The following is a 13,304-nucleotide window of genomic DNA, read 5'->3' as shown; positions in this document are numbered from 1 at the left end:
TGCGGTCTTACGGTGACTGTTGCCGTGATAATTCCTCGTAATACCTGCGCTGAAAGTCGTTGTACTTCTCCGGAATCGGGTCGCGATCGATCGGGACCAAATTATTCTGCGGGTCGCGACGGGATCGTTCCTCTGCAATAAGCTGTTCGAGTTCACGCAACGGTCCATAAACCGAGGTGCGGACTGCCTCCCAGTTTGGTGCCTTGGAATGCCGCTTGACATTCACTCGTTCCAGACGCACCTGATCGCGAATTTCCGCGGCGCGTGACCGAAGTTCGGGGGAGGTCAACATCTGTTCCACATCGCGTAGCCGGTTTGTCCACTCAGAAAAATCTTCACCAACAATCGGTCCACTCAATCCAGTTCCGGCCGCTCCCATGCCTCCAAGGCTCTGATCTCCGCCGAGAAGTTGCTCGAGTGAACTCAACAGATCTGCCGATTCCTCTTGGGAACCGTCCACTTCCGTCCTTCCATTCCCGGATTGCGTTGAACCTGACAGGTCACCAGCAGGTTGATCTCCCGGTTGCAGTCCCTCCTGTGGAGAATCGGAAGGGGACTGGCCTCCGCCCCTAGGCGGCTGATTGGTCGGTTCTGGCGTGGACCCCGAACGATTTCCTGATGGATCCCGTTCGCCGGTATTTTGCTGACCGCGTTCTCCAGCTTCATTATTTCCAGGCTGTTCGCTCATTTCTCCAGAACGATTCCCTGAGCCCTCAGCCGATTCTGAATTCTGTTCGCCATCTGCGGGCGGTTCGTTTGCCTGTCCGCTTCCTGAATTCTCACCAGGCTCCCGCTGACGCTGTTCCATCGCCCCACTGGAACCTCGTGGTTCTCCTGAAGCGCCTTCGTTGTTTGATTGTTCTTGCGATTCTTCAGCTGCATCTTGATTTCGTGAACCATTGGGGCCTGGAACAGACCGTCCGTGTTGAGCGAGTTCCTCTTCGAGAGACTCTCGAAGATTTCTCAGCTCCTGCTGCGCCTGTTTCAACGCTTCATCTTCATTTCCTAAGACACTCTCTGCAGCAGATTCAATTCCAGATTTCAACGAGTCGATCCCCTCAGCGATCTCCCGTTCAATGTCTTTGACGGGTCCTTGAATCCCTCGTCTGGTGTACTGGATCGCCGCTTCAAGAGCGTCTTCGGTCTGGTGGAGTCTCTGCTCTCGAAGTGTCTCGTACAACTTTTTGGAGAGGAGGGGCTCGGTCAATTCCGCCTGTTCCACGATCTCCTTTGATCGATTCAGAATCTCCTCAAGACGTTCCTTCTGCCTGGTGAACTCCTGAGCGAGTTGCTCGCCTTCTTCGTTCTCGTTCTTTTCATCGACCAGCGAGGGGCGCTGGCGAGATGATGTGGATCCAGTGCTCGACTCTTCCAGTTGCTGACTGAGTTCATCCTGAGCTTGAGACAGTTCTCGCACCCGTTCACGCAGGTCGCGCATGGCCTCCGTGAACGCGCCTGAAGTCTGATCCCGTAACGTCTCTTCGAGATCTTTCATTTCTCGCTGCGCATGTGTCCCTTCCGTCAACGCCTTTGAAGTTTGCCCCTGCTTCAAGGCTTCCGAAGAGTTTCGAATGCGCTCTCGAATCTCGTCCGCCTGTTTTCTGGACTCCGTCATTTCGCTGCGATTCTGATCCTGATTCATCCGCTCGCGAACATCGTCAAGACTTCTTAATAGTTCCTCCTGTTCCGCCTGAAGCCGTTTCAGTTCACGCTCAACATCCTTCCGCTCTTCTTCGGTCGCCGCATTCTGCAACGCAGTCTCGAGTTCACGGATTCGCTGATTGACATCCTCTTGCCGCTGAGCCAATTCCTTAAGTCGATTCAAGATTTTGAGCGACTGCTGCTCCGATTCCTGCTGTTCTCGCCCCGCCTGACTTTCTGTCTGGTAACGATCGCGATCGTTTTTCAGTTGTAGCGACTGCATCTGCTCAGACCGACTCGAAGCGCCCGCGCTGCTACTGCTGGATGAACTTTCAGAAACCTGATGCTCCCGAGCCTGCATTCGCAATAGCGACTGATACGCCTGCTGAGACAACACCTGCCCGTCTTTCATCGATTTTAACTGCATCTCTCGAGACGCAGCTTCAAACGCCGAAGTCGCCGAGGCCATCTCTTCCATCGCTTTGGTGAGATGTTTTTTTTGTATCGGATCTGTGACCCTCGTTTCAGACTGTTCTGCGATTCCTCGGACTTCCTTCTGAGCCTCCGCCAGCTCCTTGGCAAGTTGAGAGAATGAGTCACTCACTGGCTCTCGCTGTTCCTGCCGCAACACATTCCAGCTGGCCGTCACGACCTGACGTTGCAATTCGAGTAACTCACCGGATTCTCCGCTTTGTTGCTGGCCCTGCTGCTGGTTTTGTTGTTGGCCATTCTGTCGTTCACCTTGACGAAAGATTTCTTCGAAGGACCGTACTTCAGCGAAGAAAATGTCACTAAATGTTCGGCGTGTGGCCCCATCCGGTCCAATGTCGTCAGCATAAAAATAGTAGGACACTACATCATCAGGCTGCGTTTGCATCGACTCCATTGAGATCAGATGAGACGCCTTCACCAAATCGTCCGGGCCAGCGCTTTGAGCGAAATCGATCTCTGAATCGATCCCTTGCGGGGTCTGAAAAATCAGTCCCATTCCTTTCAATCCGAAATCGTCGGCAGCTCGTGCCTGAAGGTCAAGTTCCTGGAGCGGTGAGACACGAAGGTCACGCGAGGGAAACTCAATTTTCAGATCGGGAACGCGATTCGGGACGATTGTGATTCTGAATTCCGTCTCGTCTTGATTCGTTCTCCCGTCAGCGTCCGTCAGTCTCAATTTGAATTTCATCTCGCCAACGGTATCCAGCTTGAATTGCGTCGATGCGAGCGCTGCGATGTTCGTTTCCAGGGATAGTTCCATCTGCTGATCATCAACGAGGACGGCAGACGCCACCGGCTTCGACAACTCGCAAAGGAAATCGAGCTTGGTCCCCTCAACGACTGATAGCGTGCGAATATCTTCGAATTTCCGTGGAGCCAATTCTGTGTACTCAGGATAGACTGCAGAAGCATCTGCGCGACGGAGTTCGGGGTACTCGAATGTCGTGACAAGGAACTCCTCTGAACTCTGACCATCGAATTCCACACGGTATTTCAGATTGCCCTCAACATTGGGAATACGTCCGCCGAACAAGGGGTCCTTCAGACTTTTTTCAAGCGGGGTACGCACCTCGTTCCCCTCGGCACCAACTGCTACGAGTTGCACCTGCCCGGGAATCCGTTCCGGGAACCTCGCAATCACGAGCAAGCTCGTCCCGCGTTCAATCTCGGCGTTCCCCGGCTCAACTTCGATGACCAAAGCTCCATCGGAATTTTCAGATCGACTTTCCACGAATGGCGGAGCATCCGTATTCGGTCCACTCTCGAGATGAGACCACGGAGGGAGTAAAACGAGGCAAACGACGACGGCAACCGCATTGGCTGCGTGAGCCAGCCAGAATTCCCGGCTTCCGACTGCTTGGTGCCAATTCTGTTGCCGCAATTGCCCGAAAACCTGCGAGAGAAGTTCTGTCTGTAGAAATGTGAGATTCCACTGCTCTTGCTCGGGACGCTGTTGGATGGCGGTGATCAATCGCGAGTCCAACTCAGGATAGTTTTTTTCAATGAGAATCGCTGCATCCAGAAAATCGCGTTGCCGTCGACTCGCTTTGATCACTGCAGCGATCAGGACGAGCGGAACGCCGAATAGAACAGCGATCCATCCCATTGTGTACTGGCCGAGCAGTCGACAGACAAACAAGGCAATCGCCAGTAGCGCCCATCCGATTGTTGCCATCCATAGACCACGAACACTGCGAAGGCGAAAAGCAACCTGATCGAGACGGCGGAACAAACGAGGGTCTGACATCTGAACTCACTCCTGAATTGAATTCGCGTCCTTGACTCGGGGCACTTCAGAATAACAAAAAAGTGATCCCAGTGACTCAAAATCAGTCAATTTTGAGCTGACCTGTCGAGTGATTTAGACTACGCGTGCGCACTCCGGAAACGAAAAAACAGGTGTGCCAGAAACGTGATTTGGTTTCTGACACACCTGTTTTGAGAATCAATCGAACTCAGCGGACGGGAAGGGAATCGGAGAGATCAGACTTTAGCTTCCCGCCGATTCAATAAGACTTCCCCGCTCAATGCCCCCTGCAGAGTGCGTCGAAATGACTTTCGCTCATTTGGCCGCCGCCATCAGCGATTCAATTTCATCAGCTTCCACTGGGATCTCGGCCATCAGATCCACAGGTCCGTTTTCGGTAATCAGAATGTCGTTTTCCAGACGAACCCCGAATCCTTCTTCGGGAATGTAGATGCCCGGTTCCACCGTCAGGACCCATCCCTCAGCGAATGGAACATTGGATGGTCCGACGTCGTGAACGTCGAGCCCCAACGGATGCCCGAGGCCGTGCATGAAATACTTGCGAGAAGCGAACTCTTTCGGCTTCTGATTCGCAATATCTTCATTGGAGATCAGCCCCAGTTGTAACAGTTCATCGTTCATCATCGCCTGTGCCTGAATCTGCCAGTCACGATGGTAAGTTCCCACGACGGCCGACTGAATGCAGGCACGCATCACTCGTAGAACAGCATCGTAGACCGATCGTTGACGAGGAGTGAACTTCCCGTTGATGGGGATCGTACGAGTCAGGTCCGCGTTGTAATTTGCATAGTTTGCCCCTACATCGAGCAGCAGCAAATCACCGTCGCGGCATTCCTGATCGTTGCTGATATAGTGCAGCGAACAGGCTCCCTTGCCAGAAGCGATGATCGGCGTATAAGCGAACGAGGCCCGATTCGAAATGAACTCGTGAGCAAATTCCGCTTCCAGAAAATGCTCTGTCACTCCCGGTCGAGTCGCTTTCAGAATTCGACGGAATCCTTGATCCGTGATTTTAATCGCCTGCTTCAACAACTCGATTTCCCGCTCTGATTTGACCACACGCAAGCGATGGAGCAGGGGGGCGAGTCGACGATAAGTATGCAGTGGGAATTGCTCTTTGCATTCCAGTACAAAGCGGTCATCACGAGTCTGTACGGTTCGAACGGCACGACGGTGTTCATTCTGATTCAGAAAGACTTCCTGTGAATCAATCATCAACGTCGGGAGCAGATTTGGAAGTTCGTGAACCCACTTGATGTTCTTGATCCCAGAGATTGCCGTCGCTTCTTCTTTGGTAAGTTTGTGTCCTTCCCAGGTTTCGAGATGAGCGATCGGTTCACGAATGAACAGAATCTCTTGATGTGTCTCTTCGACCGCATCTGGACAAATCACCAAGACGGTTTCTTCCTGCTCAATCCCTGACAGGTAGAAGAGGTCTGAGTTTGGAATCAATCGTATGGATCCGTCTGCATTGGTTGGCAGAACGTCATTGGCATGCAGAATCGAAATTGAGTGAGACGGCAGGAGCGAACGGAGTCGGGCACGATTTTCAATAAACAGCGCAGAATCAATTGGGAGATGGCGCATACTGTCATTCCAAGAACAAATGAATTTCAACCCGCGAATTCAGGAGAGGCAGATTCCACCCGCCCCAGTGGAAATCGTATTAAAACCGGGCCTCGCCCGCACGGCTCAATCGATCGCCAAGCGACTAAAATCTGCGCATAGCTTTCGGTGGTTCTTCGGCAACCGCTTTTCGTGAGCCGGTCGAATCTTTCCATCGCCCCCCTCCGCCGCAGTTGTTCACATCCCCTTCGGAATGCGCCGCTCACCGCTCGATCGGCATTTCGGAATGAAGCTCCATTGCCATTTCCCCAGCAAAGTTCACGCAAACGGGGTTTCGTCTAAGGAAGAGATTTCTCAGTAGAAAGCGAGCCTCTACTCCTTGAATCCGAAAATCTTTGGCGCAGATCCAAGACCGCTTGAGGATTTGATTCAACTGGCATACGCTGACTGATGGATAGCGACCGCTGTCATTCCCTTTCTGAATTTCCTGATCAAAGCGCATTATCTTCACATGTGTGGAATCGCCGGTGCAGCCTGGAACCAATCGTCATCTGCGATTGATCGGACGACTCTCACACGGATGATCGATGCGATTGCCCATCGTGGCCCCGACGACTCCGGAACCCTTCTCTCGCAGGACCTCTCCACACCCAAGGCCTCGCGCACGGAATGCGCCCTCGGGCACCGCCGACTCTCGATCATCGACCTGGGCGGCGGACACCAACCCCTTTCGAATGAAGATGGAACGATTTGGACAGTCTTCAACGGGGAGATTTACAACTACCGAGAACTTCGCGAAGGGTTAATTGCTCGAAATCACACATTCCAGACCAACAGCGACACCGAGGTCATCGTCCATCTTTATGAGGAGATGGGGGCAGCCTGCGTGGAAGTGATGCGTGGCATGTTTGCATTCGCAGTCTGGGATCAACGAGAAGGTTCGCTGCTTCTGGCACGCGATCGGATGGGGCAGAAGCCTCTGTTTTACCGACACGCAGACCATCAGTTCCTTTTCGCCAGTGAGCTCAAAGCGATCCTGCAGGTCCCCGGACTCCCTCGAATCATTGATCCTGAAGCGGTCGACCTCTATCTGACATACCAGTACATCCCCCATCCGAAGACGATTCTCAAGGGGTTTCAGAAACTTCCCCCCGCTCATACAGCGACATTCAAAGACGGTGAGCTGACTCTGCGCAAGTATTGGACAGCCCCGTACGCAGAATCTCAAGCGACGTCTTCAGCCAGTCCGCCGATGACAACGTCGACGTGGAAGGCGGAACTCCGCGAGACATTGACTGAAGCGGTCCGACTACGGATGCGATCGGATGTTCCGGTCGGAGCGTTTCTTTCCGGAGGGGTCGATTCAACGATCATCGCCGGGTTGATGCAGTCATTATCTCCTCATCCGATCCACACGTTTTCAATGGGCTTTCCTCAGCCGGAGTATGATGAGCGGCAGTTCGCACGAATGGCTGCCGAGCACCTGAAGACGACACACCATGAATTTGTCGTCGAGCCAGATGCAGCTCGCTCTCTCTCAAGACTCATCTGGCAATACGATGAGCCGTTCGGCGACAGCTCTGCGATTCCAACAACCGAAGTCTCTCGATGTGCGCGAGAAATTGTGAAGGTCGCATTATCCGGAGATGGGGGCGATGAGTTATTCGCCGGCTATTCCCGTTATCAGGCTGTCAGTCTCGCAGGCCGTTCAGATCGGCTCCCCGCCCCCATCAAGAACGTCCTGGCGTGGAAAATCTGGCAGAAAATCCCGACATCGACACGGCAACGCTCCTTTGGACGACGGGCAAAACGTTTTATCGCTGCCATCAGCCAAACACCGGAAAAGCGGTATTTGCGGTGGATCGGAATTTTTGATCAGGAAGCCCGGAACGAGCTTTATCAGCAATCGTTCCGCGATCAGTTGTCGCACTTCGACAGCAGCCATTTGATCACAGATGCCTACGCAGCCTGTCCGAATCGCGACTTCATCACACGGACGACATTCGTCGACGTTCAAACCTATCTGCCGTGTGACATCCTCACTAAAGTTGATATCGCGAGTATGACGTTCGGGTTGGAAGCGAGAAGTCCATTCATGGACCATCGCGTTGTGGAACTCGCTGCCAGAATGCCGATCGAATTAAAATTCGAACCCGGAAAAGGGAAAAAGATTCTGATCGAAACCTTCGCGGACTTGATCCCACAGCCGATTCAGACTCGCCCGAAGATGGGATTTGGTGTTCCCATTGACCACTGGTTCCGTAACGAACTCGCCCCACTCCTGAAATCGATTCTCTTATCAGACCGGTGTGAAGCACGAGGAATTATTCGTCGTGAATTCATCGAACGCCTGATTCAGGAACACCTCAGCGGTCGCTGGGATCATGCTTATCGACTCTGGAATCTCCTCTGTCTGGAATGCTGGGCCAGAATTTACGTTGATCAGATTCCGCCGGTGTCTGCTCCGGGAATGGACTGCTTCGGCTTGGATCTCTGAAGAGACCTTTTCGACGTCTGCCTGGTCGATTCTGCCGACCGAACGTCATCTCGGGGGCGAGCGAAGTCAGTAATCACGCACGTTACAGAGCCCATGCCACCAGGAAATTGAAGAATGTCAACAGAAGGCTCGCGAGAAGAGCGGTTCCAAATTTCTCGACTTTCGCCCCCGGTACGATCGCAGTCGCCAACCACAACATCAATGCGTTGACGACGAAGAGAAACAATCCCAGCGTGAGAATCGTCAGTGGCAGGGTCAGAAGCAGGACGACATAGCGAATCGTTGAATTGATCACTGAGAGTGCGAGCGCCGTGAAAATGGCGGGGCCCCAACCCTGAATTTGAAATCCTTTGACGATATGGGCGACCAACATCAGGATTGCAGCGTTGATGATCAGATTGACGAGAAACTCAAACATGTCGATTCCGCCCGGCTCGAAAACAATTGCGATCTCGCTCCCCTCAGCGAGAATTCAGTAAATCGCCTGATTTACTGACCCATTGATTACAGGATGTTGATCGAAAACTCAAATCGAGGACGGCGTCGGCTGGGAATCCCTTGGGAGCAATATGGTGTTCCCGCTCTTCTCCCCATTGCCGGGAGCTGAAGCCATCCAGCAGATGCCGCATTTCCACCAACAGCTGCCATTCCACGAAATCTTAAAAATTCCGATTTTGACTCCAAGAATTCATGCCGATCGGCGAATAACGTTCAAGTGCGATCCGACCTCGGATATCAGTGAAAACAGGAGGAAATAATCGGATTGGAAACTTCTCCATCGACAGGTTTGATTTCTACTGGATGAGTTGCTGGTCGACGCGAATAATTCCATCGAAACGGGCAATGTGACTCAACTGGAAAGGACCATCTCAATGAAACAGGCGCTTTCTTCGTCAGAAGGTCCTGCATCGGCAGGCAATGTGATTGCCGCGGTCTGTAGCTTCTTTCTCCCCGGCCTCGGACAACTTGTTCAGGGGCGGCCAATCACGGCGCTCGTTCATTTTCTACTCGCTGGAATCATCTGGGTGATCTCGTTTGGAACAATGGGATGGATCATGCATCTCTGGTCGACACTCAGTGCAGCGATGTACGTGCGTCCCGACGTTCGCCAGCGGGTCTCCAACACATCCAACTTCGAATGATATTACACGGCAAAACAGCCCGAATACTGATGATCCGGGCTGTCTGATTTGCAAGAATCAGGTCTGGTCGATTTCATTCAACGAAAAGCTGAAATACACTGATTGCGATTCTACTTCTCTCAGCTTTTCGAATCTGGTGCTTCCATCATTAATGAATCGTCTCTCTTAATCGTCGATGCCATCCTATTCGATCTCGATGGCGTTCTGGTCGACTCCAACCATCTCGCCGACCGGCACTGGGAAATGTGGGCTGCCAAACATGGCCTGCCATTTGGCCCGATTGCTGCCGCTCATCACGGGCGTCCGACGCTCCAAACGATGCGGGAATTTGCTCCACACCTGGATATTGAGAAAGAAGCTGCGGAAAAAGAAAATCGCGAAGCAGACGATACCGACGGTCTCTCAGCGTTTACAGGGGCACTCCGGCTTCTTTCATCCATTCCTGAGGATCGATGGGCCATTGGGACGAGTGGAAGACGCCGGACAGCGACGACACGACTGTCGTTTACCAATCTTCCAATTCCCCGGATTCTGATTACGGCCGACGACGTGAAGGTTGGCAAGCCCGATCCAGAGCCTTATCTGCTCGGCGCAGCGGGGCTGGGATTTCGCCCTGAGAAATGTCTGGTGTTTGAAGACGCCCCCTCGGGAATTGCTGCCGGAAAAGCTGCCGGAGCGACCGTCGTCGCCATCGCCACCACAAATCCGCCTGAGAACCTGCGGCACGCAGATGCCATCATCTCCCAACTGGATGATATCGATGTCGCTTACGAAAATGGCAGTTTGAAAGTGACGCTGCGTCAGACGATCTCTGTCCGATGAGATCAACTGATCTCGCTTGGATTTTCATCACTGTGGAGGTCGTCGTTTTTACGCATCCACCCGTGAAACCAATCGATCAGCACCGCGTCAAATACGAGCTGCGACACGTAATATAGCATCACCGGAACACACGCGATGGGCCCGACGTCTTCAAAAGATGAAACGACATACAGACCGATCGGAAGCGACTTCTGACTCCCAGAAAACGCAGCCCCGATTGAATCCTCTTTCGGGAAGCGGAGTAGTTCGCCCCCTAAAAGTGCTGCGATCAGCCCCGCTAAATGGAGACCAACGCAGATCCCTAATGACACTAGAATCGGCAGCTGAATCGAGTCTGCTTGATTCTGGGAATCGATCCGAAACCTCGCTCCACTCTGAAACGCCACGGTGAGAATTGTCACGAGGATACACAGCTGGGCGACTGTGTTGAGAGTCGATTGTGTTCGATCTGCGAATTCACGGACGGGACGAACCATCCGCATGAGCTGCCCCGCAAGGATTGGAAGCAAGGCAGTCAGAAACAGCTGCTTGTTGAGAGCAAAAGCCTCAAAGTGGGTCGATTCATCCAGTCCCCACGACAACCAAAGTGGCGTCACGACGAAGCTGACGACATTGGTCAACATCGTCACGAGAAGTGCAACCGCATCGTTTCCGCCTGCTTTACGCGTCCAGACGCTCGCCGTCGCTAGGGTACTCGGCACCGCTGCCACAGCAATCAGTCCGCTCTGCAAATCGATATTCGACTGACAGCCGACCACTGCGAGAGCAGCCGCTGGGATGATGAGAAGACAGATCGCGGTCCCCCAGATCACTGCGGCCGGACTTCGAATCGCACGTAAAATCTTCCCTGATTCCAAAGTTACAGACATCAGGAAGAGGACAATCGCGGTGACTGTCCCGCTGAATAGCTGTGTTGCGTTTCTGGAAATGAGCTCTTCTTCGCGACTGCCGGACGACAAGCCCAGCGACACGCCGAACGGGATAATTCCCATGAGGGCGAGCAAAAACCAACGTCGCGCGAGAAATTGAAACATTGGATTCAGGTTGATTGAGCACTCGAAGAAGAAAGGCTTTCAATCGAACGAAGATTGAAAGCCTTTTGGGTTTGCAGCCAGGCGTCACGAACGACGCGTCAACAGAGTTAGACAGTGATCTCAACTCATTCAGTTGGAGTCGGTTCCGGAGTCGGTACTGGTGTCGGTTCCGGTGTCGGTTCCGGTTCTGGTGTCGGTTCTGGTGTCGGTTCTGGTGTCGGTTCTGGTGTCGGTTCTGGTGTCGGTTCCGGTGTCGACATCTCGCCGTCTACCGGGGCCTCTGGAGTGCTCTCTACAGGAGATTCACTTGGTTTCTCTTCAGCTTCCGTCGCAGGAGCCTCTTCTGCAGGTTTGTTGAGTCCTCCGGCTTTCTTCCAGCGTTCGATCAAATACTGATCACGACGTGGAGCAAATCCTTTGGGCATGGTCTCCAGAACCTGCACGGCGGTTGCATAATTCTTCTGCATGACCAGGCACTCCGCAAACGCCTCACGTGCTGCTCGATGCAGCCCGACGCTGTGCGACGGAGAACTGATGAACCGGTTCAATGTTCCCAATGCAGTGCGGATTTTCTGCATCTTCATTTGGCAGAGCCCAGTCCAGGCAGTTGCAAAGTCGGTCGCTGTCGCGTTCACACGGTTGGGGACAATATTAACGGTGGTTCTCACTGGGAGATAATCCCGCACCGCTTCAGCATATTTCCCGCGCAGATGTTCCACTCTCACGAAGTGAAGGGACTTATTAATTGGAGTCGGCAGGAGCTCTTCACTTTTGTCGTCAGTACGACGTAGGGTATACGGCCCTTTGAAAACGTACAGAAAGTTCGCCAACTGGCTTTCTGGTGCCCCTTCGCCGCGAGTCGATTCGAATTTCAACTCCTGCTTTTGCGAGTAATCCCACAAAGAGACTTGGTCGGCGGTCCAGAGTCCATCTCGCCCCGCATCGATGACGCGCTGCTGCAACCCTTCGGCCCGGAAGGAGTTTTTGCCCAATCCATCATAGAACTCAACGGACACTCCCTGAGGCAACAGAAATTGCAGAGTTGCCATACGAGGAGCCCACAAACTACTCGTTCCGATGAGTGAAACTTTCAAATTGGACATATCCGCCGAGGTCAGCGGATAGGGAGATTCCGCAGTATCAAAATTGCGGAAACTGGCATCCGAAGCGACTACCTGTTGCAGAGTCGCTGGCACATCCGGATAAATCGTCTCCTCTGACGATCCCTCAGCAGGAACAGGGAGCCCCAGTCGTGGATCAAATAGGTAGATCCCATGGGGATGGTCAATCACGCCCACCAGCCAATCGTCCTTCTTAGCGTCATCGGCAGGAGTCAGAATCACGACGTCGAGTCGCAACTGGCGGAGTAACTCAGCGAAAATCCACGCACGATCTTTGTCTGTTCCGAGTCCAAAGACGAGTGATTCATAGGGAGTCAGGTCAATGTCTTCTCGCAACTTATCGTCGATCAGCAAAACATTGTCGCTGACGAAATCGAAGAGAAGGGTGACCCGTTCCTGAGTCGAAGCAGTCCCTTCAACGATGCTGCTGACGATGTCTCTGGCCAGAATGCTCATCCGGATATGAGAGGCATCTTCCACGAGAAAACGGTCAGCGACGGTTCGCTCCAGAATCTCTCCTGAAAGCTTGCTGGCGAGCAGTTCCTGATCTTCACTTGGCTTGGCTTCCCCCGAGACGGAACCGCACTCAGTCTTCCAGACATTCAAACGATCGATCAATTGGGTTCTGTCAGAAGAAATCCCCAGTCGCCCGGGGTTCATCGCTTCAATGAGATCTGCAAGCTGGTCATCGCATCGGCGCGCTTTGTCATTGAGAATCTTGTCTTCTTTTTTTTCTGGCTGAACGACGTTTGCATCTTTCGGGAGGGTGAATGCCATCACCACACCTAATGCAACGAGCACCAAGAGACTTCCCAAAACTCGAGCGAGCAGATTGCCACTCCGGGAAGAATTCTGTTGAACCAGATGTGTCACAAACATCGTGAGTAAAACCTTCTTTTCACGTATGAACTTGCACAACAAATACTTCGATGACTGCAACGGGCAGATTTGCCAGAAAACCGGCATCATCGGATTATAGAATGACACCGATCCGTGTCGTTGCCATCGAGCCTGAATTTGACAAAGAAATTTCTGTATTTTGTTCAGGCCAAAGGATCTGAGCGCAGTTTCTCCCCAGCTTCCGCCGCGGCCCCACTTCGATGCTGACCGAGCATCGCGACTGCCCCGCTGCCGCCATCTCTTCCCAGAGGTGATGGCCGGGAAACAGAATTCAGACAAGCGGCCGAATTCGAGGATCTGGGACGGGTCGAACGCTGGCAC

Annotated in this window: 8 protein-coding genes; 3 read left to right on the top strand and 5 right to left on the bottom strand. The window is 53.0% G+C overall.

What is annotated here, in order from left to right; genetic code table 11:
• Positions 1–7 precede the first annotated feature (7 nt).
• Both SH668x_RS11560 and SH668x_RS11555 read right to left on the bottom strand, forming a co-directional pair.
• Positions 8–3,880, bottom strand: a complete 3,873-nt coding sequence (locus SH668x_RS11560) for a hypothetical protein (RefSeq protein ID WP_437185214.1) — start codon at positions 3,878–3,880, stop codon at positions 8–10.
• Positions 3,881–4,195: 315 nt separating this feature from the next.
• Positions 4,196–5,488, bottom strand: coding sequence for an aminopeptidase P family protein (locus tag SH668x_RS11555; RefSeq protein WP_437185213.1), 1,293 nt, complete (start codon positions 5,486–5,488; stop codon positions 4,196–4,198).
• 490 nt (positions 5,489–5,978) lie between these two features.
• Between SH668x_RS11555 and asnB the strand changes: the two genes are divergently transcribed.
• A complete protein-coding gene (gene asnB / locus SH668x_RS11550; protein WP_437185212.1) occupies positions 5,979–7,964 on the top strand; it encodes an asparagine synthase (glutamine-hydrolyzing) in 1,986 nt (661 codons plus the stop codon).
• Between the two features lie 82 nt (positions 7,965–8,046).
• On the opposite strand, the gene SH668x_RS11545 is transcribed toward asnB, so the two are convergent.
• On the bottom strand, positions 8,047–8,382 hold the full coding sequence (locus tag SH668x_RS11545) for a phage holin family protein (RefSeq protein WP_437185211.1): 336 nt from the start codon (positions 8,380–8,382) through the stop codon (positions 8,047–8,049).
• Positions 8,383–8,836: 454 nt separating this feature from the next.
• Here SH668x_RS11545 and SH668x_RS11540 point away from each other — a divergent pair, with 454 nt between their 5' ends.
• A complete protein-coding gene (locus SH668x_RS11540; RefSeq protein ID WP_437185210.1) occupies positions 8,837–9,106 on the top strand; it encodes a hypothetical protein in 270 nt (89 codons plus the stop codon).
• Positions 9,107–9,208: 102 nt separating this feature from the next.
• Positions 9,209–9,928 carry an HAD-IA family hydrolase gene (locus SH668x_RS11535; RefSeq protein ID WP_437185209.1) on the top strand — a complete coding sequence of 240 codons (720 nt, stop codon included), beginning with the start codon at positions 9,209–9,211 and terminating at the stop codon, positions 9,926–9,928.
• A 2-nt stretch (positions 9,929–9,930) separates the two neighbouring features.
• On the opposite strand, the gene SH668x_RS11530 is transcribed toward SH668x_RS11535, so the two are convergent.
• Positions 9,931–10,962: a bile acid:sodium symporter family protein gene (locus SH668x_RS11530; protein ID WP_437185208.1), complete on the bottom strand. Its 1,032-nt coding sequence runs from the start codon at positions 10,960–10,962 to the stop codon at positions 9,931–9,933.
• A 125-nt stretch (positions 10,963–11,087) separates the two neighbouring features.
• Positions 11,088–13,070, bottom strand: a complete 1,983-nt coding sequence (locus tag SH668x_RS11525; protein ID WP_437185207.1) for a hypothetical protein — start codon at positions 13,068–13,070, stop codon at positions 11,088–11,090.
• Between the last annotated feature and the right edge of the window lie 234 nt (positions 13,071–13,304).

Source organism: Planctomicrobium mucosum, from assembly GCF_051466335.1.
In the GTDB taxonomy this organism is placed as follows: Bacteria; Planctomycetota; Planctomycetia; order Planctomycetales; family Planctomycetaceae; genus Planctomicrobium.
Note: the sequence above shows the minus strand (reverse complement) of the source record. Positions and strands in the feature narration are given on the sequence as shown.

What these genes read in the sequence shown, in the direction of transcription:
- SH668x_RS11560 (WP_437185214.1), bottom strand. Translation starts at nt 3,880, where the DNA reads ATGTCAGACCCTCGTTTGTTCCGCCGTCTCGATCAGGTTGCTTTTCGC.
- SH668x_RS11555 (WP_437185213.1), bottom strand. Translation starts at nt 5,488, where the DNA reads ATGCGCCATCTCCCAATTGATTCTGCGCTGTTTATTGAAAATCGTGCC.
- asnB (WP_437185212.1), top strand. Translation starts at nt 5,979, where the DNA reads ATGTGTGGAATCGCCGGTGCAGCCTGGAACCAATCGTCATCTGCGATT.
- SH668x_RS11545 (WP_437185211.1), bottom strand. Translation starts at nt 8,382, where the DNA reads ATGTTTGAGTTTCTCGTCAATCTGATCATCAACGCTGCAATCCTGATG.
- SH668x_RS11540 (WP_437185210.1), top strand. Translation starts at nt 8,837, where the DNA reads ATGAAACAGGCGCTTTCTTCGTCAGAAGGTCCTGCATCGGCAGGCAAT.
- SH668x_RS11530 (WP_437185208.1), bottom strand. Translation starts at nt 10,962, where the DNA reads ATGTTTCAATTTCTCGCGCGACGTTGGTTTTTGCTCGCCCTCATGGGA.